Below are 24,512 nucleotides of genomic sequence, written 5' to 3'. Positions count from 1 at the left end.
CGGCCCCTCAGTCGAGGTGAATCCAGTCTGACACCGGCTCGTAACGGCCCTTCTCTGCATTGACTCGCCAGATCCGGCCAACCGGGAACGACATATCTTTCACCGTGACCGGAATGCCGATGATGCCGCCGGTGTCCCAGTCCTCGATGGAAGCCAGTGCCTCCGCCATGTTGTCCGCATTGAGCTCCTTGCCGGCATCCAGGGTGCGCTTGATCACCTCCGTCCAGACCATGGCGTTGAACCAGCCCTGGATGTAGCCGGTCGGACGGTAGCCGGCGTCAGGATCGCTCTTTTCTGCCTGCGCCCTCAGGGCATCCAGCATCGGGCCGCTTTCCTCGCTGTCGTAATAGTTGTATGGCATGACGCCCATATAGCCATCGGCGTCCGCGCCCATTTTGTCGATGATCAGCTTGTCCGAGGACCAGAAGGTACCCATAAACTGGGTATCCAGGCCCATCTGGCGCATCTGCACCATGAACTCGTTGATCGGCGACAGCACGTAGCCGTGGAACACCACATAATCCGGACGCACCCGGCGCAGTTTCAGGACCTCGGCAGAAACGTCCACACTGCCGGGCTTGGTGACGATCTCCTCGACCACGTCAATACCCAGTTCGGCGGCCCGGGCCTTGCCGTTTTCGATGGGATCCTTGCCGAATTCGGTATCGCTGTAGACGAAGGCCACGGTCGGCATGTCCCCGCCCTCGCCCTGGGAAGCGATATACTCAAGAATGATGCCAAACATCTGGCTGTAGCTGGGGCCGGGAATAAACTGGTAAGGGTACTGCTCGTTATCCGTCAGCGCGGTGGCATAGGACGCACCACTCATCAGCGTGGTTCCCATGCTGTTGAGTTCCGAGGCAATGGCCTTCATGAAGCCGGTGCTGTCCCCGTAATAGGTGGCCGGTGAGTTGCTGCCGGAAATCTTCTTGAAGGCCGCCACCGAGCGGTCCACCTCGTAGGCGGTGTCTTCCATCACGTATTCCACCGGGTGGCCATTAATGCCGCCCTCACTGTTAATCCAGTTGGTGTAGTCCGTGAGCCCCGCATGCAGGTGAATGCCGGCAAAGGCAAATACACCCGAGAGCGGGATCGAGCCACCGAACACGATGGGCTCCTTGTCCTGGGCCATGGCTGGGGCGGCTACGGTCAACGCAGCAACCAGGCCACCAAGCCCGGCGAGCTTGCGTCCTTTTTTGAGGATGTTTCTGAACATGTTTCTTCTCCTTGCTGCTTCTTGTTGTTGCTGTTGCACGGTCTCTCGGAGAAAGACTCGTTGAAACACGATTAATTCCGGAATGGCCACAGCCGGAAAAACCGGCGGATGCGATGCCAGATCTCCGCCAGGCCATGGGGTTCGAAGATCAGGAAGCCCACAATCAGGGCACCGAAGATGATTTCCAGCATCGGTGACATGAACACGGGCGCATTGGGATAAAACGGCGTCAGGGCCGCAGTCAGCAATTTCAGGGCTTCCGGGACCAGGGTCATGAAAGCCGCACCGAGGATGCCCCCCAGCAGGTTACCCATGCCGCCTACGATCACCGCCGCCAGGTAGAAAATGGACATGGAGAGCGGAAAACTTTCCGGGGTCACCACCCGGTAGAAATAGGCAAACAGTCCGCCGGCCACACCGGCATAAAAGGAGCTGAGTGCGAACGACATCAGTTTGTAGCGCAGCAGGTTGATGCCCAGGATCTCGGCGGAAATATCCCGGTCCCGGATGGCAATGAAGGCCCGACCAACCCGGGTACGCAACACATTGCGGGCTGCGAACACCATCAGTACCGCCAGCGGTACGATGATGAAATACATCATGTAGTCGCTCTGGAAGGTCAGACCGAAAAGGTGCGCAGGATCAAGGCTCAGCCCGCCCATGCCACCGGTAACCGACTCCCACTCGGCGAAAATGAAGTGCAGGAACACACTGGCGGCGAGAGTGGCAATGGCCAAGTAAAGCCCCTTGACCCGAAGTGAGGGAAGCCCCACCAGAATACCAACGGCGGCGGCCGCCAACCCCGCCAGCAGAAGGGTGATCGGGAACGGCAAGCCAGTATTGAGAGAAAGCCAGGCCACCGTATAGGCACCCACCCCCATGAAACCCGCCTGACCGAGTGAAATCAGGCCGGTAAAGCCGGTCAGGATGTTCAGGCCAGTGGTGCTGATCACGGCAATGCCCACCAGGCAGCCCAGGTAAAGCAGATAGGAATCGGCCATGAACGGAAACAGCAGCAGAGTCAGCAGCAGCAGGGCGAACCAGAACTTCTGGTTGCTGCTGGTCCAGATTGCCTCATCGGCCTCGTAGGTCTGTTTGGCGTCACCAATACGCATCTTATACTCGCTCTATTTCATGGGTGCCGAAGAGACCATAGGGACGGATCACCAGGATTACCGCCAATACCACGAAGGTGGCCGGCATCCGGTACTCGCCACCCAGGTAGGCACCGGCCACGGTTTCCAGCCAGCCGATGAACACGCCGGCCACAAGGGCACCAAGGATGCTGTCCAGGCCACCGACAATCACCACCACCAGCACACTCAGACCGATGATCCCGAACTGCGGGCTAAGCCCGCCGGTGGCAGCCACCAGCACCCCTGCCAGCGAAGCCGCCAGGGAGCCGAACACCCAGGCCAGGTTGAACACCCGGCGCACGTTGATGCCCATGGAATAGGCCGCGGCCTGGTCCGAAGCTGTGGCCCGCAGAGCCACGCCGCCACGGGAGAAGCGGAAATACAGTAGGTAGACGACCAACAGGCCGGAACCGATCAGGAAGCCGTAGGCGATTTTTGGAGCCAGGTAGAGCGGGCCGATGAACACCGGTTCCCGGGGCAGGAAGTTAGGCAGTAACTGCGGATCCGCGGTCCAGATGAACTCCACCAGTCCCACCAGAATGCTGGCGATACCGATGGTCACCATTACCACCGAGATGGGGGACTCCCCCAGCATCGGGCGGATCATGGTCTTCTCGATCACCCCGCCCAGGACGCTACCACCAATCACCGCCAGCGGCAGTGCGATCCATGCTGATAGTTCCATGCCACCGGCAAACGCCAGGAACAGGTAGGCGGCGAACATCATGATTTCACCGATGGCGAAATTAATGACCCGGGTGGCCTTGTAGATCATCACGAAACCCAGGGCGATCAGGGAATACAACCCGCCCATGGCCAGACCGGCCAGACTGATTTCACCAAAAAACAACCAATCCATCAGGCGGCCTCCCCTTGCGGATTGAGTTTCTTGCGTAGGCTGTCGATGTCACTGTTACCCAGGTAAGCCTTGATGACTTTCGGGTTTTTCTGGACATCTGCCGGCTCGCCTTCGGTGATGACCTGTCCGAAGTTGAGCACGGCAATGTGGTCGGAGATGTCCATCACCATGCCCATGTCGTGCTCTACCATCAGCACGGTCACACCCCACTCTTCCCGGATATCCAGAATGAAGCGGGCCATATCCTCCTTCTCTTCACGGTTCATGCCCGCCACCGGCTCGTCCAGCATCAGCACCTTCGGGCGCATGGCCAGCGCCCGAGCCAACTCGACTCGCTTCTGCAAACCATAGGACAGGCTGGCCACCGGCTGACGGCGGATATGGTCGATCTCCAGGAAGTCGATAATCCGGTGTTCCACCTCCCGGCGCACTTCCATCTCTTCCCGACGGACCGCGCCGAAGTAGAACATGGACCCCAGCAGCCCGCTGTTCATGTGCACATGGGCACCCAGCTTGATGTTGTCCAATACAGTCATGCCGCGGAACAGGGCAATGTTCTGGAAAGTTCGGGCGAGACCAAGCGCGGCCCGTTTCGGCGGCTTGATGCCACTGGAAAGCTCCCGCCCCTCGTAACGGATGGCGCCCTGCTGGGGCTTATAGAAACCGGAAATGCAGTTGAACAGCGACGTTTTGCCTGCACCGTTCGGACCAATAATAGTGGTGACGGTGTTCTCGGGCACCCGGAAGCTGACGTCCTGAAGAGCCTTCACACCGCCAAAGGACAAAGACAGGTTACGGATCTCGAGGATACTCACTTTACCTCCCGGCACCCCCTGGCGCCGGGCAACGAGGCACGACTGCACGCGTCGCTTCCACCCTACTTACGCCTGAAGATGATTGTAATTGTTGTTTTTTCTGGTCACCGGGGTCAGCCCGGGTACAGATTTAATTTAGTCCATCGAGGCAACATTAGCCAAATGCTTCTATCCTGTTACCTGATTGCTCACATCAACGGTTACGCACGGAACCGACCTTCAGATGCACCTCTGCTGGAAAAATGAATATGACAAGCAGATTGGTAACCACCGGGTTCAACACTGACACCGGTGTGGCGACGCTTACCTTTAACCGGCCCGAAGCCCTGAATGCGATCAATGTCCCCCTGGCTGAAGCTTTCCTGGCCGATGTACATGAGCTGGCAGAGTGGTCCGGGCTGCGGTGTGTGGTCCTGACCGGAGCCGGCCGTGCCTTCATGGCCGGTGGAGATGTCGCGAGCATGGCAGGCGGCCCCGAACAGGCCCGGGAGGTGGTCAATGCCCTGCTGGACTCGCTCAACCCGGCGATCCTGATGCTACGCGACTTGAACGCCCCGATCGTTGCCGGTGTCCGGGGCTTTGCCGCCGGCGCCGGACTGAGCCTGGCCCTGGGAGCTGACCTGATCATCTCCGACGCCAACGCCCGGTTCATGGTGGCCTACGATGGCATTGGTACGGTCCCCGACTGCGGAGGCACCTGGTTCCTGAACCGCCGGATCGGTGCCGGGCGAGCCAGTCAGCTGATGCTGCTGGGACAGACCTTGACGGCCAGGGAGGCGCTGGATTGGGGGCTGATCAATCAGGTTGCCCCCGAAGGCGAGTTTGACGATGCACTGACTGAACTTGCCCGTCAGGTTGCCAAGGGCCCGAGCCGAGCCTATGCCGCTTTCCGGCGGCTCTCGGACGATGCCTTCGGAGCCGCACTTTCCGGACATCTGGAAGCCGAGAGACAGGCCTTTCTGAAGGCGACTGGAACCCGGGATTTCCAAGAAGGGGTAGCCGCGTTTCTCGCCAAGCGACCGGCGCAATTCCGGGGGCAATGAACTGTGCGGGCCCCCGTTACCTGAATGGCCACACTGCCGGGGTCACGAGATAACACCGCGCTCCCGGAGCGCGTCGATTTCTCCGGGAGACAAACCGGCAACCCGCTGCAACACCTGTTCCGACTGTTCCCCCAGCAGGGGCGGTGCCGTGCGATAATCCACCGGGGTCAGTTTCAGCTTGATCGGATTACCAACCGTGGGTACCTCGCCCAGTCTGGAGTGACTGATACTCTGCTTCATGCCCCGAGCCAGGACCTGGGGATCCTCAAACACCTGATCCAGGGTGTTCACTGGTCCACAGGGCACCCCCGCCTGCTCCAGGATTTCGACCCACTCCCGGGTTGAACGCATCACCGTGGCCTGCCTCAGTTTCGGTATCAGTTCCTTGCGATTGTCCACCCTGGCCCGGTTGGTGGCAAAGCGGTCGTCGCGGGCCCATTCGGGGTGGCCAAGCACGTCACACAGCCGGGCAAATTGCTGGTCGTTGCCCACCGTCAGCACCATATTGCCGTCCGCGGTGGGGAAGTCCTGGTAGGGCACGATGTTGGGGTGGGCATTGCCCATCCGGGCCGGTGGCTTACCCGTGGTCAGGTAGTTCATGGCCTGGTTGGCCAGGCAGGCCACTTGCACGTCCAGCAGCGCGGCCTCCACATACTGCCCTTCCCCGGTCCGGTCCCGGTGGCTGAGGGCGGCGAGCACACCAATGGTGGCGTAGAGCCCGGTCATGATGTCCGTCAGAGCCACACCGACTTTCATCGGCCCGGCGCCGGGCTCGCTGTCCGGCTGGCCGGTAATGCTCATCAGTCCGCCCAAGGCCTGGATCAGGAAGTCATAGCCCGGGCGGCTGGCGTAGGGGCCATCCTGGCCGAAGCCGGTAATGGAGCAATAGATCAGATTCGGGTTGACTTGTTTGAGGCTGTCGTAATCCAGACCGTAGCGTTTGAGGCCGCCGACCTTGAAGTTCTCCAGCACGACATCCGATTCGGCTACCAGTTTGCGGACCAGCGCTTGCCCCTCGGGATGGGCAATGTCCACCGCCAAGGACTGCTTGTTCCGGTTGGCGGTCAGGAAGTAGGCGGATAACTCGGCGCTACCATCCTTGCCCTGAAGATAGGGCGGCCCCCAGGACCGGGTGTCATCCCCGGTTCCCGGGCGCTCGATCTTGATCACCTCAGCGCCAAGATCCCCGAGGATCTGGCCCGCCCAGGGGCCAGCCAGAACCCGGGAAAGGTCCAGCACACGCAGGTGCGACAGGGGGCCTGCCATCCGACTCTCCTTGCAACCGAAGTGTTAGCGCATGCCACCAAGGCACAGGTATTTGAGCTCCATGAACTCGTCCAGGCCATAACGTGAACCTTCCCGGCCAAGGCCGCTTTCCTTGACGCCGCCAAAGGGCGCCGCCTCGGTGGAAATGATGCCCTCGTTGATACCGATCATTCCGGTTTCCAGGGCCTCGGCCACGTGCCAGATGCGCCGGATGTCGTTGCTGTAGAAATACGCCGCCAAGCCGAATTCGGAATCGTTGGCCATGGCAATCGCCTGCTCCTCGGTCTCAAACCGGAACAGCGGCGCCACCGGGCCAAAGGTCTCCTCGCTGGCCACCAACATGTCCTGGGTGACGTCGGTGAGGATGGTCGGCTCGAAGAAGGTACCGCCCAGGGCATGAGCCTTGCCGCCCAGGGCCACCTTTGCGCCCTTGGTGGTGGCATCCTCGATGTGCCGCTGAACCTTGTCCAGGGCTGCGGCATTGATCAGCGGGCCCTGCTGGGTTTCACCTTCGAGGCCGGCGCCCACCACCATCTTGCTGACAGCTTCCTTCAGTTTCTCCACAAAGTCGTCATAGACACCGGATTGAACATAGATGCGATTGGCGCAGACACAGGTCTGCCCGGTGTTGCGGTACTTGGAAGCCATCAACCCGGCCACCGCGGCATCGAGATCGGCGTCGTCAAAAATGATGAACGGGGCATTGCCACCGAGCTCCAGGCTCACTTTCTTGACCGTGCCGCTGGCCTGGCGCATTAGCAGTTTGCCCACCGGTGTAGAGCCGGTGAACGACACCTTGCGAACCACCGGATTGGTGGTCAGTTCTTCACCCACCTCCGGCGCCCGGTCTTTAGAGCAGGTCACGATGTTGAGAATCCCGGGTGGAACACCGGCTTCCTCCGCCAGCACCGCCAGTGCCAGAGCGCACAGCGGGGTATCCTCCGCCGGTTTGACCACCACCGGGCAGCCGGCGGCCAGGGCCGGGGCCACCTTGCGGGTGATCATGGCCACTGGAAAGTTCCAGGGCGTGATCGCCGCCACCACCCCGATGGGCTGCTTGATCACCACGATGCGCTTATCCCTGCCATGGCCCGGGATCACATCACCATAGGCGCGCTTGGCTTCCTCGGCAAACCATTCGATGAAACTGGCGCCGTAAGCCACCTCGCCCCGGGCTTCCGCCAACGGCTTGCCCTGCTCCGCAGTCATCAGCCGGGCCAGGTCTTCCTGGTGTTGCATCACCAGATCGAACCAGCGGCGCAGGATTCCTGCCCGCTCCTTGGCCGGGCGCGCACGCCATTCCGGCCAGGCCGCCTCGGCCGCCTTGATCGCCTGCCGGGTATCGTCGGCGCCCATATCCGGCACGTTGGCCAGGTGTTCGCCATTGGCCGGGTTGGTCACCGGCAACAAATCACCGGAACGGGTCTGCACCCATTCGCCATTGATAAATGCGCTTTCGCGCAGCAGTTCCGGATTCATCAAACTGATAGTCATCACAGTCCTCACAAAAGAGAGTCAACGCCCTCAGAGCAGATAGCTTTCAATCACATCCCTGACAAAGGCAGCATAGTCATCAACGGCCACGTTCTGGTCACGGTATTTCCGGCGCTTCAGGTACCAGTCCTGCAACAGGGCCTTGATCATTGAAGCCACCAGCCGGGCATTCCTCGGCCGGTACACGCCTGCCTTGATCCCGTTCTCGATGATACCCAGGAAGATGTCTTCAATTTCCAGTTCGATGGCCACCGCATCCCGCTTTTCCGGCGCCGGCAGGCTTTTCGCTTCCATGTAGGAGAAATAGAACCAGGCCCGCATCAGTTCGCTCAGGTACAGGTGCGCCTTGATCGCCGAAAACAGTTTGTCACGTACCTCATCCACCTCGCCAGTGTAGTACAACAGGGTGCGGCGGGTGATGGTGAAGCCGTGGCTCTGGATCAGGTGGATCAGGTCATCCTTGTTGCGAATGTAGGCATAAAGGCCGCCCATGCTCATGCCCGAGTCCGAACACAGATCTCTCAGGGTCATGGCATGGAAGCCTTTGGAATTGGCCAGTCGCAGTGTCGATTCGATGATCCGGATCAGGTTCTTGACGGCGGTCGCCTCCTTCTTGATGCTGATCCTGTCCTTGTTCTGGTGGTATACCTCACGGACGACACCCTCCTTGGACAAACTCAACTCGTCGCGAAACGCCTCGTAGTTTTCAATCATCGCTGCCACACCTGTCTGCTCCTGCGGCGGGGATTATAAGCCAGATCACGCCACCGACAGGAACCGGTCCTGGGTTGCCTGATCAGCGCGCAATTCGTCACTGGGTGCTTCGTGCACCACCTGACCTTTTTCCAGGATGTACGCCCGCCGGGCATGCTTGAGAGCGAACTGTACGCTTTGGTCAGTGAACAGAATGGTGGTGGTCTTGCTCAGATCGTCGATCAGTTCGCCGATCTGCTGAACGATCACCGGAGCCAGCCCCTCATTCGGCTCGTCCAGCAACAACAGCCTCGGCTGGATCATCAGTGACCGGGCCACCGCCAGCATCTGCTGTTGGCCACCGGAGAGGGTAGCACCGTCCTGGTCCGCCCGTTCTCCCAGCATCTCGTATTTCTTCAGAATACCGTCCACGGTCCAGCGTGCGGCGCTGCCTTTGCGCTGGTAGGAAGCCACCTCCAGGTTATCCCGCACACTCAGGCCGGGGAAGATTCGACGGTCTTCCGGCACATATCCGATGCCCGCCCGGGCGATCTGGTGGGCCGGCAGGCCATGCACCGGCTTGCCGTCAAAGATCACCTCTCCGGACCGGGGCGGCGTCAATCCCATAATGCTTTTCAGGGTCGTACTCTTGCCGGCACCGTTCCGGCCAAGGATACAGACGGTCTCGCCCTCGTCCAGTTGCAGCGTGACACCGTGAAGCGCCTGGCTCTCACCGTAGAAGGTCTGGATATTGCGAACATCAAGAATCATGGGTTGGCCTCCTCGACCGCTTCCTCGTCTTCCTCACCCAGGTAGGCAACACGAACCTCCGGATGGTTCTTCACTTCCTCCGGAGTGCCGGCAAACAGTTTTTCACCGCGATGCATGACCAGGATGCGGTCGGCAAGATTGAACACCACGTCCATATCATGCTCGGTAATCAGGAAGGTGTAATCACCACTGTCCGCCAGGCTCTTGACCAGTTTGGTGGTACGCCGGGTCTCGTCCGGGGTCATGCCGGCGGTAGGCTCGTCCAGCAGGACCAGCTTGGGTTGTGTTGCCAGCACCATGGCGATTTCCAGCAATCGCTTGTCACCGTAACTGATGACCTCCGCGCGCTGGTCCTTGAGACCGTCGATGCCCAGCCGTTTCAGATACTCCACTGCTTCCTGCTGGATCCCGGTATTACGGGAAGCAATGTTGAACAGCTTGCGGCTGTGGCCATGATAGGCCGACAGCACCACTTCCACGTTCTCCTGCACCGTCATCTCGGGAAAGATGTTGTTGATCTGGAACGAACGGGACACTCCCAGCCGGCTGATCTTGTGGGGCGGCAGCCCGGTGATGTCCTGCCCGTCCAGGGTGATCTTGCCTTCGGTCGGCAACATCCGCCCGGACACCATATTGTAGAAGGTGGTCTTGCCGGCACCATTGGGACCGATGATCGCGATGGTTTCCTTCGGCATCACTTCCAGGTTGATACCGTTGACTGCGTGGACGCCGCCAAAACGCTTGGTGAGGTTCTCTATGGTCAGGATCGGTTTGCTCATTTCTTCACCTCCATCCACCAGTCAAGGGCCGTACCCAGCAACCCCTTGCGGAAGAAAATCACCATCATCGCCAGAATGATGCCCAGAACCAGCATCCAGGACTCGGTGTAGCTGGTGATCCAGGTTTCCAGCAGCACGAACACCGCAGAGCCGACGAACGGTCCCAGGAAATAACCGGTGCCACCGAGAATGGCCATCAGAACCGGTTCAGCCGACATGGACCAGTGCAGCAGCTCCGGACTGGCCACCCGCAGGAACGGGGCAATCAGGCCACCGGCGAGGCCGGCAAAGGAACCCGCGATGACAAACGCCACCAGGCGGTAGGTACGCACGTTCAGACCGGCGAAGGACACCCGCTCCGGGTTCTGGCGGATCGCCTTGAGGATCATGCCGAAGGAACTGCGGCAGATTAGGTACAACACAACCGCGGCAATGGCGACGATGGCCAGCACCACATGATAGTAGACTGCCGGGTTACCCAGGGTCAGGTCCAAGCCGAGCCCGAAGGAGCCCAGGGTGAAACCGGCCAGGCCGTCACTGCCGTTGGTCACGGAGCGCCACTGGTAGGCGATGGCGAACACCATCATGCCGAACGCCAGGGTGAGCATGGCGAAATAGACCTCGTTGAGGCGGACGCTGAGGAAGCCGATCACCAGGGCCAGCAGCGCCGAGGCACCCATGGACACCAGCAGGCAGGCCAGGAATGGCCACTCCAGGTGGATCAGCACCAGCGCCGTGGCGTAGGAACCGATGCCGAAGAAGGCGGCGTGCCCGAAACTGAGCATGCCAGTGTAGCCGAAGATCAAGTTGAAGCTGGCTGCAAACAGGCCAAGGATCAGGATCTCGGTGAGGATGAAGATATAGAAGTAGGAGGCAATCCAGGGCACCGCAATCAGCCCCGCAATCACCACGGCCAGAAGGCCCATCAGAATCTTGGTCTTCATGCGGTCGCCCCTTTGCCCATGATGCCGTTAGGTTTGAACAACAGAACCAGCGCCATGCCAAGGAACGGCAGCAGCAGGTTCACTTCCGGCAGATAGCGGCCGCCAAAGCCGTGAATCAGGCCGAGGATGATGGCACCGAGCAACGCACCCGGGAAGCTGCCCAGGCCTCCTATGACCACCACAATGAAGGACTCGATGATGATCTTGTCACCCATGCCCGGGTCCAGTGCCCGCATCGGCGCTGCCACCACACCGCCAACAGCGGCCAGCCAGGCACCGAAGGCAAACACGCCGGTGACCACCATGCGGGTATTGATGCACAGGGCCTCGGCCATGTCCCGGTCCAGCGCCGCCGCGCGCATGATACGACCCACGCGGGTGCGGTTGAACAGGTACCAGAGCCCCGCCAGCAACAACAAGCCTATGACAATCACAAACAGGCTGTAGGTGGACACGGAACTGCCCAGCAGCTGCACCGAGCCGGACAGCAACTGAGGCGGCTGGACCACCTGGATGCCGCTGCCCCAGATTACACGGACACTCTCGTTGATGATCAGCAGGATGGCGAAGGTCAGCAACAGGCTGTCCGCCACATCTCGAGAATAGATGAATCGCAAAAGCAGCCGATCAATAATGACGGCCAGGATGGCCACACCGATCGGCGCCAATAACAGGGCTGCCCAGAAGGGCATTCCCACAAGGTTGATCAGGGTGAAAGCCAGGTAGGCTCCCAGCATGTACAACGCCCCGTGGGCAAAGTTGATGATGTTCAGAACACCGAACACGATATTCAGGCCCACTGCAATGATGAACAGCAGCAAGCCGATATCGAGACTGTTTAGCAACGCCGCTCCGATGCCAGACATGGATTACCTCATTAGGTTGGGGCCGGTTTCGTGGCGCCCAGGAGAGCGCCACGGCAAGCTGATGAAAGATAGTCAGATCAGAGCTTGCAACCGGTCTCTTCGATGGTGCGGGCTACTTTTTCACCGTCAAAGATCTGCAGGTTGGTCAATGTCCGGATACCGTGCTCGGGATGCATCGGACCGGAAACACCCCAGTTCGGGCTGACCATGGCCTGATGATCCCCTGCACGGAAGGTCACGGTGCCATTCGGCGCGGTCATGCTCATGCCACTGAGGGCCCTGGCCACTGCCGGACCCTCGGTGGTTCCTGCGGCTTCCATCGCCTGCTTGTAGGCATAGATGGCGGCGTAGGCACCCTCGGCGTTATAGCTGGGCGGCGTACCATAGGCATCCATGTAGGCTTTGACAAAGCGATCGTTCACTTCATTGTCGTAGGCGTCATACCAGTAGCGTGTAGACAGGTGAACCCCCTCGGGCATTTCCTCTCCCAGGGCGGACAGCACCTCGGTCGCTGCGCCGACGGTAAACATCACTTCCATGTCCTTGTCGAAGAAACCACGGGTGTTGGCCTGACGGATGAAGTTGACCAGATCGCCGCCCCAGACGGAGATCAGTACACCCTCGGCATCCGAGTTCATCACACGGTCAATGAACGGCGTGAAGTCCTCGGCACCGAAGCGCGGGAAGTTGGTCTCCGACATCAGATTCACGTCCGGTTTGATGTCCTTGAGGTAGTTGCCAAAGAACTCCCAGGACTGGTGACCGAAGGCGTAGTCCGGACCGATGGTGGTCCAGTTGGTGGCGTCGGTTTCGGCCGCAACCAGGGCGGCAGCCTTCATGTTCTGGGCCACGTTGACGCTGATGCGGTAGGTAAACGGGTTACACAGCTTGCCGGTGACGTCCGGCGTGGCGGCGTGGGTGATGATCAGCGGCTTCTGCAACTCCGGCATGGTCGGCACCATGCCCTGGGCGACACCCGAGCTGTCCAGGCCCACCAAGGCTTCAACACCCTCGGAGTAGACCAGTTTCCGGGCGGCCTGGATGGCCACCGATGCCTTGCCCTGGCTATCCTCATAAACCATTTCCACCTGGCGACCCAGGATGCCGCCGGAGGCGTTGATTTCATCCACCGCCAGGTTGATACCTTTCTGGGCAAATTCACCGTAAGTGGCAGCACTGCCGGACAGAATGTAGATCCCGCCAATCTGGATAGGCTCCTCGGCATAACTGGTCCCGGCGGTACCGAGAGTTGCGGCTGCGGTCATCGCAACCAGCAGTTTCTTCATGCTTGTTTTCTTCATGGTATTGCTCCTGTGTTCTTGTCTTTGTTGTCACTGGAACTGTCAGGCCCGTTATATCGGGGCCGGTTTCGTTAGTGTGAATGCGTTATTCGCGCTATCGCAACCTCCTGCTGACCATGGTCAGCCCGATCAATGGGAAAGTGAGTCCCGGAGAATGTTCTTGCGGATCTTGCCGGTGGCGGTTTTGGGCAACTTGCCCAGCACCACCTTCCGCGGCGCCTTGAAATGCGCCATGTTGTCCCGGCAAAAGGCAATGATGTCCTCGGCAGTCAGCTCATCACCGTCATCAACGGGATCCACGAAGGCACAGGGCACTTCGCCCCATTTCTCATCCGACATGGCCACCACCGCCGCTTCGGATACTTTCGGATGGCGGTAGAGGACCTCCTCCACCTCGAGGCTGGAGATGTTCTCGCCGCCGGAGATGATCACGTCCTTGGCCCGGTCCCGGATTTCGACGTAGCGGTCGGGATGCATGACCGCCAGATCGCCGGTGTGGAACCAGCCATCCCGGAAGGCCTTCCCGGTGGCATCCGAATTCTTCAGGTACCCCTTCATCACGGTGTTACCGCGAATGCAGATCTCGCCCATGGTCCTGCCATCGGCCGGTACCGGCTCGCCACTGGTCATATCGAGGATGTCCACGTCGTCCAGACCATGGGTGGGCACACCCTGGCGGGACATCTTCACTGCCCTCTCTTCCAGGGGCAGCGCCTGCCATTCCGGCTGGGGCACGCACAGGGTGGACGGACCGAAGGTTTCAGTCAGGCCATAAAGGTGGGTGATCTCGAAACCGATTTCCTCCGCCTTGCGAATCACGCTGCTGGGAGGCGCAGCGCCACCGAGAGCGAAACGGGCACGCCGGGAGAGGGTAAGATTCTCGCGGCCAAGATCCTGCACCAGCATGTTCATCACCACCGGGGCGCCGCACATGTGGGTCACGCCGTACTCCTCGATCCGGCGATAGATCTCCCGGGTATCCACTTCCCGCAGACAGACATGGGTGCCGCCGACGGCGGTGATCGCCCAGGTGTAGGCCCAGCCGTTGCAGTGAAACATCGGCAGCGTCCATAAATAGACGGTCTCGGCGATCATATCGAAGGCCATGGCGTTCGACATGGCGGCCAGGTAGGCGCCGCGATGGTGGTAGACCACGCCCTTGGGATTACCGGTGGTACCGGAAGTGTAATTCAGGGTGATGGCGTCCCACTCGTCCTCCGGCTGCGACCACAAGGCTTCCGGGTTGCCCTCCGCGAGCAGGAACTCATAGTCCAGTTCCGCCAGACCCTCGCTGGAGCCGGCCTTGCGCTCGATGGCCACCAGCAGTGGCGGCACTTCCAGCTCGGCGATCGCCGCCCGGACCTGGTTTTCCCACTGGGTGTCGTAGAACAGCACCCGCGCCTCCCCGTGGGCCAGGATGAACGAGAGGGTGCCCGCATCCAGACGGATGTTGATGGAATTGAGCACCGCACCGGCCATGGGCACTGAGTAGTGGGACTCGAGCATTTCATGGCTGTTGGGGCACAGGATCGCTACCGTGTCGCCGGGAGCAATGCCGCGGGCGCGCAACGCATCCGCCATCTGCCGGCAGCGGCGATACAGATCCCGGTAGGACAGGCTCATGTCATCGTCGATAACCGCCCGCTTGTCCGGGTAGACCCGCGCTGACCGCTGCAGCAGGGTCAGCGGGGTCAGGGCGGAATGATTGGCGGCGGTCTTGTTCAGGTTCTTGTACTTGTTCATATCGCACCGTGTTGGACTGTCCGGATTACTTCAGAAAGCCCGGATTGTTGATTCGCAACCGGGCCTCTGTCATGCCCTTCAGAACCGATCTGAGTTCCGGATCATCGCCATCGAGCCGGCGGTCACGGAGGGCCCGGGCGAGGGTCTGCTCCACCTGTGACGGGTCATCCGGTAGCTGGTGTGCGGCCAGGAATTGCGACAGCGACCTGTCGGTGGCTTCAGGCTCTCCCTGCTCCCGCTGTTCGATCTCCCGGATGGCCATGCCCATGGCATTGGCAATCATCAGGGCCTGGTACTTCTGTTCCCCGGCCAGATCCGGCACCAGTGAATCCAGTAACACCTGGCGGGCTTCAGTCAGCAGGTCGCGGGTATCCGGCTCATTGATCATTGCCCCTCCTCCAACTCCGGGATCTGGTTCAGCAGGTCGAATTCCATCTGGGCCACCATGCGCCCGGTCAGGGCCAGTTCGAGCGAGCGCTGCTCACCGGACATGTGGCGACATGCCTGTTGCAGAGCGATCATGGCCCAACGCACCAGCGCCATGACTTCCCAGTAACTGACCGTAGCCGGATCAATGTCGGCGCCACTCACTTCCCGGTAACTGGCCAGCAGGTCCTGCTTGTCACCAACGCCACCGACTTCCCGGTCTTTGCCGCCGAAACGCCAGCTCCGGCAGCAAAGCCAGCCCAGGTCCTCGCAGGGATCACTCCAGGCGGCAAATTCCCAGTCCAGCACCGCGGTCAGCTCGTCACTGTCCACCATGTAGTTTCCGGTGCGAAAATCGCAGTGGCACAGCACCGTGGGACCGGGTTCCGGCGCGTGGTCGTCGAGCCAGTTCAGGGCCCATTCCAGCACCGGATGCGGTTCCCCGATTTCCTCCAGGTAGCGGCGGTACAGCGCCACCCGGCTCAGGGCCGGATTGTTCCCGGTCGGCATCTCGAGAAAAGCCAGAGAATCCATCGGCGGCCGCACCGTGTGCAGCCGGGCCAGCTCGGCACCGAGCCGGCGCACGAGGTGCCGGCGCTGATCGTCGGTGAGATCACCCTTGACCAGTTTGCGCGGTGAGGCGGTACCGGAAGCCCGACTCATGACATAGAAGATACGCCCACTGACTTCAGCATCCTCACACAGCCAGAGCGGTTCCGGAGCGGTAACCCCGGCGCCGAATGCGGCCTGCAACACCCGGAATTCCTCCGGCCGGGACAGGCTCTCGGCCACCCCGGAGGGAGCGTCCTGCCGGACCACGAATTCCTGCCGGCCCGGCCGATCACCGCCCTCCAGCTCCAGGGTTAACCCGAAGTTGTCCTGGATGGCGCCCCCGGAGAGCTTGTCGAACTCGATGACCCGCGCGCCGCGGGCACCGCTCTGCCGGACAATGAAATTGCTGAAGGTGTCGGCCAACGCAGACATCAGGGCTTCACTCCCCAGTGCCAGAAGTCGGTTCGCTCCGACAACAGCAGCTTCGAAAACACCATCTTGTGCACTTCCGAGGCACCATCCACCAGACGGGCCTGGCGGGCATAACGGTAGATCCACTCCAGCGGGGTATCCTTGGAATAGCCCCGGGCACCACAGAGCTGGATCGCCGTATCGACGGCCTTATGCAGGGTGTCCGCGACCGCAACCTTGGCCATGGACACTTCCTTGCGGGCAAAGTCGCCCTGATCGAGCTTCCAGGCCGCGTGCATGGTCAGCAGCCGGCCGATCTGGATCTCCATGGCGGCCTCGCCGAGCAGCCACTGGACACCTTCGCGCTGGGCCAGGGTCTGGCCGAAGGATTCGCGCTTCTCGACATAATCGGTGGCGATTTCCAGGGAACGGCGGGCCAGCCCCAGCCAACGCATGCAGTGGGTCAGACGGGCCGTGCCGAGACGGATCTGGGTCACCTTCAGGCCATCACCCACTTCCATCAGCCGGTTCTCGTCGGGAATCTCCAGGCCATCGAAGCGGATCTCGCAATGACCACCGTGTTCCTCCGGCCCCATGATCGGAATGCGCCGGACCACTTCCCAGCCCGGATCGTCCTTATGGAACATAAAGGCACTGAGCCCCTTGCGGGTATCGTCGGACGTGCGCGCGATCAGGATGAAATGGGACGCCTCCCCGGCTCCGGTGATGTAGTGCTTGTGACCATGGATCACCCAACGGTCGCCCTTGCGGGTGGCGGTGGTCTGCATCATGCCCGGGTCCGAGCCGCAGCCGGGAGGGGGTTCGGTCATGGCGAAGGACGACCGGACCCGGCCCTCGACGATGGGCTTAAGCCAACGCTCCTGCTGGGCCTCGGTGGCGACCTTGGCCAGCACAATCATGTTGCCGTCATCGGGCGCCGCGGAGTTGAACACCACCGGCCCGAAGATAGACCGGTTCATCTCCTCGTAGCAGGCCGCCATACCCTGGACATCCAGGCCCTGACCACCGAGACGCCCGGGAATCTGCAGGCACCATAGGCCCTGCTGCCTGGCCTTGGCGCGCATCTGTTCCAGATACTCCGGCGCAATGTTCTCATGCTCATCGTATGCCTCCGGATTCTGCTCCATCGGCAACAACTCCTGTTCCACAAAGTCCCGGATGCGTTTCCGGTACGACTCGTTCCTGGGATCCAGATTGAAGTCCACAGCCTGCTCCTTACAGCGAGGATTGAAGATGGCCGCCATCCACCACGAGGGTGCTGCCGGTCATGTAGTCGGAAAGGTCCGAGGCCAGCAGCAGCAATGGCCCGCTCAGATCCCCCGCCTGGCCGAGCCGGCGCTGGGGGACACGGTGAATCATTTTCTGGCCAGGCTCGGTCGCGAAAAAATCACGATTTAGATCAGTCTCGATGTAGCCCGGAGCCAGGGCATTGACGCGAATGCCGTAACGGGCCCATTCCAGCGCCAGTGCCCGGGTCAGCTGCTCGACACCGGCTTTGGCCGCTGCATAGGGCGCCACGTTGCCGGCCACACGATGACCAAGGATGGAAGAAATCATGATGATGCTGCCGCCCCTGTTGATGGCGGACAGACGACGGGCGGCCTCATTGGCAACCAGCCAGCAGCCCTTGAGGTTGGTGTCGACCACCTTGTCCCAGTCGGAGCCGGTCAGGTCCAGCGCCTTCCTGCTGGTGGCGACACCGGCATTGGAAACCACCACATCCGGAATACCGACCTCATCGGCCATGGTATCGAAGGCTTCGGTGACACTTGCCTCGTCTGTGACATCCATGGTGACCACATGGATCCGATCGGCATGTTCGGGAAATTCGCTCTTGAGAGACTCCAGCGCCTCGCGGCGGCGCCCACTGACGATGACCGTAGCACCGGCCTCCAGCAGGCACCGGGTGAAGCTGTGGCCCAAGCCACCTGCGGCGCCGGTGACCAGTGCGGTCTTGCCATCAGCGCGCAGGGACCAGTTTGTATTGCCAGGGTTCGTGTTATTGGAATTGTTCATATCTCGACCTCCGGGACCCAAAAATAGAACGAGCGCTCGAATTATTCAAGCCCCAATTTCGGGAAGGCGGCGCGCGGACACGATGAACCCGCAAAAAAAGATCCATTCAGGAAATGACAATCGGGACATCGTTCAGAAAGTTCGCGTAACAAGAACTATTTTTAAGACGTTTTCGAAATAGTTTCGCTCCCAAAAATAGATAAATAGAATTTACAAAAACGCTGCCGTCAATTTTTTGTCGCCCATTCCTGCCTGTGAAAACGACAGATTTGCCTGGTGCCCCCTCTGAAAATCAAGCAGTTGACGCACACCTGTCCATCCTGATTTCACACCAAACCCCATACATGTAAATCAAGCCTACAAATCAAAATTATCATTGTGTAACAGGCATTTAATCATTTGTTTCGGTACGTTTTAAAACTGTTTCAGGGCCAGCGGAGGAAATTTTCCTGAGCCCGAAACACGAAAAGGACTGCAAAAAAATCGGTCTTTTTCGCACCGATTCACAACGCGGTGAAGGACCATTTTTTTGCAGGCACGAAGCCAGGACGAACGGCCTTGGCAGACAACCTCAGAAACACCATTTTTTTGACGTTTTCCGGAAAGCAACACCGAAACCGGTAACACCGGGACATCTTTCCGGAACAACAAGGGAGCGGAAACCATGCGTGTAAGCATATTTGGTCTGGGTTATGTGGGTGCCGTTTGTGCGGCGAGTCTGGCCCGTCGCGGTCATGAGGTGGTCGGGGTGGACGTTTCCCCGGTCAAGATCGAGCTGGTGAACAGCGGCAAATCGCCGATCGTTGAGCCGGGCCTTGAAGAGTTGCTGGGTGACGGCGTTCGCGCCCACCGCATCAAAGGGACCACCGAGGGAATGACCGCTGTACTGGAAAGCGAGATGTCCATGATCTGTGTCGGCACACCGAGCAAGCCCAATGGCGACCTGGATCTGACTTTCGTTGAGAAGGTTTCCCGGGACATCGGCACGGCGTTGCGCGAGAAGGACGGCTGGCACCTGGTGGTGGTTCGCAGCACCGTGCTGCCGGGCACCGTGCGGGACGTGGTCATCCCGATCCTGCAGGAGGCCTCGGGCAAGATCGCCGGGCAGGATTTTGGTGTTTGCGTGAACCCGGAATTCCTCCGGGAAAGCACGGCTATCAAGGATTACGACCACCCGCCCATGACGGTGATCGGGCAGCTGGATGACCGCTCCGGTGAACTGCTTGCCGAACTCTATGGCGATCTGGATGCACCGCTGATCCGCAAGCCCATCGAGGTGGCGGAAATGATCAAGTACACCTGCAATGTCTGGCACGCGACCAAGGTCAGTTTTGCCAACGAGATCGGCAACATCGCCAAGTCCATGGGTGTGGACGGCCGGGATGTCATGGACGTGATGTGCCTCGACAACAAGCTGAACATCTCCCGCTACTACATGCGTCCCGGCTTTGCCTTTGGCGGTTCCTGTCTACCCAAGGATGTCCGCGCTCTGACCTACCGGGCCAGCCAGATGGACATCAAACATCCCCTGCTCAGCTCCATCATGAGCAGCAACAACGAACAGGTGGCCAAGGCCTTCAATATCGTGACCGGCTACGGCCGTCGCAAGATCAGCATGCTGGGCCTGAGCTTCAAGGCTAACACTGACGACCTTCGTGAGAGTCCACTGGTGGAACTGGCCGAGTTGCTTATCGGCAAAGGCTACGACCTGCGGATCTTCGACCGCAACGTGGATTACGCCCGTACCCACGGCGCCAACCGGGAGTACATCAACCAGAAGATCCCCCATCTCTCCAACCTGATGGACAGTGATCTTCGTGGCGTGGTCGAGCATGGCGATGTGCTGGTGGTCGGCAATAACGACGAGCTGTTCGAAACCGTCATCGCAGAAGTACCTGAAGGGAAGCGGGTCGTTGATCTCGTGGGCTTCATGAAAACCACCACCAACGGCGTGCTGGAAGGCATCTGTTGGTAAACCCGGCGCCCCGACCACTGTGCTGTGCTGGGGCGCTTTTCAAACAGACGTTACCGATGAACCCTGGAGAACCTCGGCCATGTCGATGATTCTGGACAACCCATTCTCGCGAGCTGGAGGCTGGTGCCTTTATGTGGCGGCCCTGGGATCGCTCGCCGTCGCCCTGCCCAGAGAGTTTATTGTCCCCGGGGGTGCGCATTTCATCCTGCTGATCGGCGGGATCGGCCTCTGGCGCTACTCCGTGGGCATTACCCATTTCTTCCGGGGTATGTACTTTCTGCACCACGCCTATCCGATTCTGCGTCGCAGAGCGCAAAAACTCGGTGATGAGGCAGCGCCGTCCCATGTCTTCCTGATGGTGACCAGTTTCCGGATCGACGCCGCCACAACCGCGCAGGTCTACGAGTCCATCATCCGGGAAGCCATCGATTGTGGCTGGCCAACCACTGTGGTCGCTTCCATCGTGGAGCTGTCGGATGAAATGCTGATGCGCTCGCTCTGGCGCAAGCTCGATCCACCGGAGCGGGTCCAGCTCAACCTGGTCCGCATTCCCGGCACCGGCAAGCGCGACGGCCTGGCTTATGGCTTCCGAGCCATCTCCCGCGCCATTCCCGATGACAACGCCATCATTGCGGTTGTTGACGGCGACACCGTCCTTGATCCCGGCGTGGTTCGCAAGACCGCCCCCTTCTTCAAGCTGATGCCGAAGGTGGGTGCACTGACCACCAACGAATTCTGCGAAGTGAAGGGCAGCTACCTGATGTCGGAATGGCACAAGCTGCGCTTCGCCCAACGGCACATCAACATGTGTTCTATGGGACTAGCCCGGCGGGTTCTGACGCTTACCGGCCGAATGTCGGTCTTCCGCGCCAGCGTGGTGACCCGCCCGGAGTTCATCTCCGACGTCGAGTACGACTCCCTCAAACACTGGCGGCTGGGCCAGTTCCGGTTCCTGACCGGCGACGACAAGTCCAGCTGGTACAGCATGATGCGCCTGGGCTACGACACCTTCTATGTGCCCGATGCCTCCATCCACACCGTCGAGCATCCACCCGATCCGAGTTTCCTCCGCTCGGCCAGGCAGCTCATGTTCCGATGGTATGGCAACAACCTGCGTCAGAACAGCCGGGCGACCAAGTTGGGGCCTGGGCGGCTGGGCTGGTTTACCTGGTACGTGCTCTGGGACCAGAGGATCTCCATGTGGACCAGCATCCTGGGGCTGACCGCCGCAATCGTGGCAGCGATCAAGTACTCCGGCGTGATCCTGATCGCCTATCTGCTCTGGATCGGCCTTACCCGCCTGGTGTTGAGCATCATGCTCCTGGCCACGGGGCACCCGGTCGGGCCGGCCTACCCGTTGATCCTGTACTTCAACCAAATCTTCGGGTCACTGATGAAAATCTATGTGTTCTTCCGGCTCGACCGGCAGTCCTGGACACGCCAGAAGACCAGTTACAGCACGGATTCGGCGTCGTTCCAGCAGCGCATGAACCGATGGTCTTCCCGGATCATGACGTTCTCTGCCACCAGCGTCTTCCTGGCAACCGTCATGTTCATCGTGTGACGCCAGCCGCGCCACCGGAAACGAAGCATTATCAAAACAGCTAACACTCAAGGGTCAAAGTAATGAACACGGCAGCGATTGCACCGCAGTTTGTACACGAATCCGAAGCACAGAGGCAGTTCGCCAGGGTCCGCATGCCAGCGACGCTCTTCGTGAAACTTGACGGCGCCCCCGTGCGCTTTCCACTCGAAGATCTGTCTGCCGGGGGTTTCTGCATCCGCCTGGGCAACGAGTCCCTCCGCCGCGGAAAGGTCTATAACGGCCGCCTGGTCTTCAAGGTGGACGGCATGGACATGGCTGTGGAAGTGGAATTCGTACCCCGGAACATGGGGCAGGACAGTGACCGTTGTGGCTGTGAGTTCCAGAACCTGGGCCAGCGCGAGGTCTCGGTCCTGCGTTACCTGATGACCTCCTTCCTCAGTGGTGAGCTGGTTTCTGCCGGCGACGTGCTCAACACCCTCTCCCGCGAGAACTTCACCAAGGCGCGCAAGAGCAAATCCAGCCAGGCCCTTGGCTTCTTCGCCAGCGCCCGGGCGATGGTTGTGAGCCTGGTGGTGATGGGCGTTGGCCTGATGGCGGTTGCCTTCATCGGTTTCCAGCTCTGGCAGATCTATTTCGTCACCAAGGCGGAGACCGCCATGGTCGCCTCCGAGGACATCCCGGTCAGCCTCCCCAAGGACGGCAAGGTCACCACCCTGGTCCAGCCCGGTGTCCAGGTCGAAGCCGGCCAGCCCATTGCTACGTTCGATGCGCCCATGCTCGCGTACGTCAATGAACTGGTGGGCAACGGCAACTACACCGTCGAGCAAATCGAGGAACTTCTGGGCCAGAGTGTCCGGGGCACCCTGACCAGTCCGTGTGACTGCAGGGTGCTCAACCTGCTGCCCGCCAAAGACCAGTATATGAGCAAGGGCGAACAGATCGCGGTGCTGGTACCGACCGACGCCTCCGCCCACATCATCGCCCGGTTCAGTTTCACCGAAGGCGAAAATCTGCAGGAGGGTCAGAGCGTCACCCTGCATCTGGCCGGCGGTGAAACCCGAGCGGGCTCGATCGAATCACTCTACGTCGACGCCGAGACGCCCAACCAGCCGGGCACAGCCATCAACGCCCTGATCCAGGCCGAGGAACCCATGCCGCTCGAATCGGTGGGCCGCCCCATTGGTGTGACCGTTGATGTGATGCAGCTGTCCGCCCTGGACGGCATCGTCGACCGAGTATCCGGCAATTGATTGGAGCCCCGGCCATGATCCACAAGGCATCCACAGCCATGCTCCTTCTGATCGGAATCGCCGGTTGCAGCGGCCTCCCGGATATGCAGCGCGCCGAGCAGGAGGCCGCCGCCGGTAACGTCGGCGCCGCCCGGGCAGAACTGACCAAACTCGCGGAGTTCGGCCTTGCCGATGCCCAGGTGGAGCTCGGCGACCTTTACTCCGACGAGGAATCCGAAGCGGCCTTCGGCAAGGCATTGCACTGGTACCGGGCTGCGGCCGAGCAAGACAGCGACCGGGCCCTGAGCCGGCTGGGCAAGCTGTATGCCCGCGAAGGCAAAAACATCTCACAACGGGCAAAGGGCGAGTTCTACCTCAAAAAGGCCATGGCAGCCGGTGACGACAGTGCGCTCATGCCGTTGATCGAGCTCTATCTCGATCACCCCCAGGAATTTCCCAAAGCCGATCCGGTGCAGTGGATCCAGCGCGCACAGCAGAAAGGTGACCCGGCCGGGGATCTGGCCCTGGCCCGCTACTACATTATGAACGGCCAGCTCCAGGCACGGGCAGGTGAGATCGTATCCCTGTGTGAACCGATCGCCACCTCCCACCCGGACTGCCTGATCATTCTCGCCCGGGTCTACCTCGAGGAACGGCATAACGACCGTTTCGACGCTCTGGTAACCCGGGCCCGCAAGGCCTGGGATCAGGGCAAGATCAAAGATCGTGATCTGTACCTGTTTGCCCGCTGGTTGTCGGACGACGAATCGCCGGCCAAGCAGGTCGCCGTGACCAACGAGCTCTACCAGTTGCTGATCCCGGACTATGTACCAGCGATCACCGGCCGGGCCCGACTGATCATGGACAACACCTACCTGGCCGATGCGGAAGAAGTCATCCGCTTGCTGGAGACGTCCCGCAGCCAGGGTGACCTCAAAGCCTCACTCACCCTCGCACGCCTGTATGAGCGGGGACGAATCGTCACGATCGATGCCCGCAAGGCCATTGAATACGCCCTCGAAGCGAGGGAGCAATACCCCTCAGCGGACTACCTGCTGGGCCGGATCTACAAGCGGGGATATCTCGGCGAACCGGAGCCGCGCAAGGCCAAGGACTATTTGCTCAAAGCTGCCCGGCGAGGGTACGCCAAGGCGGATTACGTGCTGGCTGAGATGTTCTGGGAGGGCAAAGGCATCGAAGTGAACAAACTCTACGCCTGGTCCTTTGCCCTGCTCGCCAACGAAGCCGGGGTGCCACGGGCAAGAGAGCTGCTGGTGGAGATGGTGCCCCAAATGCCCAGAGCCCTGGAACAGGCCGCCGAAACACTGGCGAACCGGGAGCTGGCAGCACGCCGCAGCGCAACCGGCTCGACCGGGGCAACAAACAGACAAAGTCAGGGGAGTTAACCGA

Annotated in this window: 22 protein-coding genes; 5 read left to right on the top strand and 17 right to left on the bottom strand. The window is 60.5% G+C overall.

Annotation, left to right across the window (positions count from 1 at the left end; genetic code table 11):
* Positions 1–7: 7 nt before the first annotated feature.
* The 4 genes from R6W86_RS12370 to R6W86_RS12355 all read right to left on the bottom strand — a co-directional run bounded on the left by R6W86_RS12370 (position 8) and on the right by R6W86_RS12355 (position 4,026).
* On the bottom strand, positions 8–1,216 hold the full coding sequence (locus R6W86_RS12370; protein WP_410329668.1) for an ABC transporter substrate-binding protein: 1,209 nt from the start codon (positions 1,214–1,216) through the stop codon (positions 8–10).
* Positions 1,217–1,287: 71 nt separating this feature from the next.
* The gene (locus R6W86_RS12365; protein ID WP_410329667.1) at positions 1,288–2,331 is read right to left on the bottom strand and encodes a branched-chain amino acid ABC transporter permease; all 1,044 of its coding nucleotides are present in this window, start codon (positions 2,329–2,331) and stop codon (positions 1,288–1,290) included.
* A gap of 1 nt (position 2,332) precedes the next feature.
* A complete protein-coding gene (locus R6W86_RS12360) occupies positions 2,333–3,211 on the bottom strand; it encodes a branched-chain amino acid ABC transporter permease (protein ID WP_410329666.1) in 879 nt (292 codons plus the stop codon).
* Positions 3,211–4,026: an ABC transporter ATP-binding protein gene (locus R6W86_RS12355; protein WP_410329665.1), complete on the bottom strand. Its 816-nt coding sequence runs from the start codon at positions 4,024–4,026 to the stop codon at positions 3,211–3,213. The genes R6W86_RS12360 and R6W86_RS12355 overlap by 1 nt, the downstream gene beginning before the upstream one ends.
* Positions 4,027–4,274: 248 nt before the next feature.
* On the opposite strand from R6W86_RS12355, the gene R6W86_RS12350 reads away from it, so the two are divergent.
* A complete protein-coding gene (locus R6W86_RS12350) occupies positions 4,275–5,069 on the top strand; it encodes an enoyl-CoA hydratase/isomerase family protein (RefSeq protein ID WP_410329664.1) in 795 nt (264 codons plus the stop codon).
* Positions 5,070–5,111: 42 nt separating this feature from the next.
* Here R6W86_RS12350 and R6W86_RS12345 read toward each other — a convergent pair whose 3' ends face one another.
* The 13 genes from R6W86_RS12345 to R6W86_RS12285 form a co-directional block, all read right to left on the bottom strand.
* Entirely contained in the window at positions 5,112–6,335 is a 1,224-nt protein-coding gene (locus tag R6W86_RS12345) for a CaiB/BaiF CoA transferase family protein (protein ID WP_410329663.1), read from the bottom strand.
* Positions 6,336–6,359: 24 nt separating this feature from the next.
* Positions 6,360–7,823: an NAD-dependent succinate-semialdehyde dehydrogenase gene (locus R6W86_RS12340; RefSeq protein WP_410329721.1), complete on the bottom strand. Its 1,464-nt coding sequence runs from the start codon at positions 7,821–7,823 to the stop codon at positions 6,360–6,362.
* Between the two features lie 36 nt (positions 7,824–7,859).
* Complete coding sequence (locus R6W86_RS12335; RefSeq protein WP_410329720.1) at positions 7,860–8,543, bottom strand: TetR/AcrR family transcriptional regulator; 684 nt, start codon at positions 8,541–8,543, stop codon at positions 7,860–7,862.
* Between the two features lie 45 nt (positions 8,544–8,588).
* A complete protein-coding gene (locus R6W86_RS12330; RefSeq protein ID WP_410329662.1) occupies positions 8,589–9,293 on the bottom strand; it encodes an ABC transporter ATP-binding protein in 705 nt (234 codons plus the stop codon).
* Positions 9,290–10,072 (bottom strand): ABC transporter ATP-binding protein, encoded by a 783-nt coding sequence (locus R6W86_RS12325; protein ID WP_410329661.1) that lies wholly within the window; start codon positions 10,070–10,072, stop codon positions 9,290–9,292. Before R6W86_RS12325 ends, R6W86_RS12330 begins: the two co-directional genes overlap by 4 nt.
* Positions 10,069–11,016, bottom strand: a complete 948-nt coding sequence (locus tag R6W86_RS12320; RefSeq protein WP_410329660.1) for a branched-chain amino acid ABC transporter permease — start codon at positions 11,014–11,016, stop codon at positions 10,069–10,071. Before R6W86_RS12320 ends, R6W86_RS12325 begins: the two co-directional genes overlap by 4 nt.
* Positions 11,013–11,882, bottom strand: a complete 870-nt coding sequence (locus R6W86_RS12315) for a branched-chain amino acid ABC transporter permease (RefSeq protein WP_410329659.1) — start codon at positions 11,880–11,882, stop codon at positions 11,013–11,015. Before R6W86_RS12315 ends, R6W86_RS12320 begins: the two co-directional genes overlap by 4 nt.
* A gap of 77 nt (positions 11,883–11,959) precedes the next feature.
* Positions 11,960–13,183, bottom strand: a complete 1,224-nt coding sequence (locus R6W86_RS12310; RefSeq protein WP_410329658.1) for an ABC transporter substrate-binding protein — start codon at positions 13,181–13,183, stop codon at positions 11,960–11,962.
* Between the two features lie 129 nt (positions 13,184–13,312).
* The gene (locus R6W86_RS12305; protein ID WP_410329657.1) at positions 13,313–14,926 is read right to left on the bottom strand and encodes an AMP-binding protein; all 1,614 of its coding nucleotides are present in this window, start codon (positions 14,924–14,926) and stop codon (positions 13,313–13,315) included.
* A 25-nt stretch (positions 14,927–14,951) separates the two neighbouring features.
* The gene (locus tag R6W86_RS12300) at positions 14,952–15,314 is read right to left on the bottom strand and encodes a DUF6285 domain-containing protein (protein WP_410329656.1); all 363 of its coding nucleotides are present in this window, start codon (positions 15,312–15,314) and stop codon (positions 14,952–14,954) included.
* On the bottom strand, positions 15,311–16,336 hold the full coding sequence (locus tag R6W86_RS12295; RefSeq protein ID WP_410329655.1) for a phosphotransferase family protein: 1,026 nt from the start codon (positions 16,334–16,336) through the stop codon (positions 15,311–15,313). Before R6W86_RS12295 ends, R6W86_RS12300 begins: the two co-directional genes overlap by 4 nt.
* The gene (locus R6W86_RS12290; RefSeq protein ID WP_410329654.1) at positions 16,336–17,541 is read right to left on the bottom strand and encodes an acyl-CoA dehydrogenase family protein; all 1,206 of its coding nucleotides are present in this window, start codon (positions 17,539–17,541) and stop codon (positions 16,336–16,338) included. Before R6W86_RS12290 ends, R6W86_RS12295 begins: the two co-directional genes overlap by 1 nt.
* 10 nt (positions 17,542–17,551) lie before the next feature.
* Positions 17,552–18,352, bottom strand: a complete 801-nt coding sequence (locus R6W86_RS12285) for an SDR family NAD(P)-dependent oxidoreductase (protein ID WP_410329653.1) — start codon at positions 18,350–18,352, stop codon at positions 17,552–17,554.
* 664 nt (positions 18,353–19,016) lie between these two features.
* Here R6W86_RS12285 and R6W86_RS12280 point away from each other — a divergent pair.
* The 4 genes from R6W86_RS12280 (at position 19,017) to R6W86_RS12265 (ending at position 24,508) form a co-directional block, all read left to right on the top strand.
* Complete coding sequence (locus tag R6W86_RS12280) at positions 19,017–20,327, top strand: nucleotide sugar dehydrogenase (protein ID WP_410329652.1); 1,311 nt, start codon at positions 19,017–19,019, stop codon at positions 20,325–20,327.
* A 79-nt stretch (positions 20,328–20,406) separates the two neighbouring features.
* The gene (locus tag R6W86_RS12275; RefSeq protein ID WP_410329651.1) at positions 20,407–21,891 is read left to right on the top strand and encodes a glycosyltransferase family 2 protein; all 1,485 of its coding nucleotides are present in this window, start codon (positions 20,407–20,409) and stop codon (positions 21,889–21,891) included.
* A 62-nt stretch (positions 21,892–21,953) separates the two neighbouring features.
* The gene (locus R6W86_RS12270) at positions 21,954–23,123 is read left to right on the top strand and encodes a PilZ domain-containing protein (RefSeq protein WP_410329650.1); all 1,170 of its coding nucleotides are present in this window, start codon (positions 21,954–21,956) and stop codon (positions 23,121–23,123) included.
* A gap of 14 nt (positions 23,124–23,137) precedes the next feature.
* Positions 23,138–24,508 carry a tetratricopeptide repeat protein gene (locus tag R6W86_RS12265; RefSeq protein WP_410329649.1) on the top strand — a complete coding sequence of 457 codons (1,371 nt, stop codon included), beginning with the start codon at positions 23,138–23,140 and terminating at the stop codon, positions 24,506–24,508.
* Positions 24,509–24,512 lie beyond the last annotated feature (4 nt).

Origin of the sequence: Marinobacter sp. (genome assembly GCF_046484525.1) — a bacterium.
In the GTDB taxonomy this organism is placed as follows: domain Bacteria; phylum Pseudomonadota; class Gammaproteobacteria; order Pseudomonadales; family Oleiphilaceae; genus Marinobacter.
Note: the sequence above shows the minus strand (reverse complement) of the source record. Positions and strands in the feature narration are given on the sequence as shown.

What these genes read in the sequence shown, in the direction of transcription:
- R6W86_RS12370 (WP_410329668.1), bottom strand. Translation starts at nt 1,216, where the DNA reads ATGTTCAGAAACATCCTCAAAAAAGGACGCAAGCTCGCCGGGCTTGGT.
- R6W86_RS12280 (WP_410329652.1), top strand. Translation starts at nt 19,017, where the DNA reads ATGCGTGTAAGCATATTTGGTCTGGGTTATGTGGGTGCCGTTTGTGCG.
- R6W86_RS12320 (WP_410329660.1), bottom strand. Translation starts at nt 11,016, where the DNA reads ATGAAGACCAAGATTCTGATGGGCCTTCTGGCCGTGGTGATTGCGGGG.
- R6W86_RS12325 (WP_410329661.1), bottom strand. Translation starts at nt 10,072, where the DNA reads ATGAGCAAACCGATCCTGACCATAGAGAACCTCACCAAGCGTTTTGGC.
- R6W86_RS12345 (WP_410329663.1), bottom strand. Translation starts at nt 6,335, where the DNA reads ATGGCAGGCCCCCTGTCGCACCTGCGTGTGCTGGACCTTTCCCGGGTT.
- R6W86_RS12365 (WP_410329667.1), bottom strand. Translation starts at nt 2,331, where the DNA reads ATGCGTATTGGTGACGCCAAACAGACCTACGAGGCCGATGAGGCAATC.
- R6W86_RS12275 (WP_410329651.1), top strand. Translation starts at nt 20,407, where the DNA reads ATGTCGATGATTCTGGACAACCCATTCTCGCGAGCTGGAGGCTGGTGC.
- R6W86_RS12285 (WP_410329653.1), bottom strand. Translation starts at nt 18,352, where the DNA reads ATGAACAATTCCAATAACACGAACCCTGGCAATACAAACTGGTCCCTG.
- R6W86_RS12315 (WP_410329659.1), bottom strand. Translation starts at nt 11,882, where the DNA reads ATGTCTGGCATCGGAGCGGCGTTGCTAAACAGTCTCGATATCGGCTTG.
- R6W86_RS12360 (WP_410329666.1), bottom strand. Translation starts at nt 3,211, where the DNA reads ATGGATTGGTTGTTTTTTGGTGAAATCAGTCTGGCCGGTCTGGCCATG.
- R6W86_RS12295 (WP_410329655.1), bottom strand. Translation starts at nt 16,336, where the DNA reads ATGTCTGCGTTGGCCGACACCTTCAGCAATTTCATTGTCCGGCAGAGC.
- R6W86_RS12335 (WP_410329720.1), bottom strand. Translation starts at nt 8,543, where the DNA reads ATGATTGAAAACTACGAGGCGTTTCGCGACGAGTTGAGTTTGTCCAAG.
- R6W86_RS12310 (WP_410329658.1), bottom strand. Translation starts at nt 13,183, where the DNA reads ATGAAGAAAACAAGCATGAAGAAACTGCTGGTTGCGATGACCGCAGCC.
- R6W86_RS12330 (WP_410329662.1), bottom strand. Translation starts at nt 9,293, where the DNA reads ATGATTCTTGATGTTCGCAATATCCAGACCTTCTACGGTGAGAGCCAG.
- R6W86_RS12265 (WP_410329649.1), top strand. Translation starts at nt 23,138, where the DNA reads ATGATCCACAAGGCATCCACAGCCATGCTCCTTCTGATCGGAATCGCC.
- R6W86_RS12270 (WP_410329650.1), top strand. Translation starts at nt 21,954, where the DNA reads ATGAACACGGCAGCGATTGCACCGCAGTTTGTACACGAATCCGAAGCA.
- R6W86_RS12300 (WP_410329656.1), bottom strand. Translation starts at nt 15,314, where the DNA reads ATGATCAATGAGCCGGATACCCGCGACCTGCTGACTGAAGCCCGCCAG.
- R6W86_RS12350 (WP_410329664.1), top strand. Translation starts at nt 4,275, where the DNA reads ATGACAAGCAGATTGGTAACCACCGGGTTCAACACTGACACCGGTGTG.
- R6W86_RS12305 (WP_410329657.1), bottom strand. Translation starts at nt 14,926, where the DNA reads ATGAACAAGTACAAGAACCTGAACAAGACCGCCGCCAATCATTCCGCC.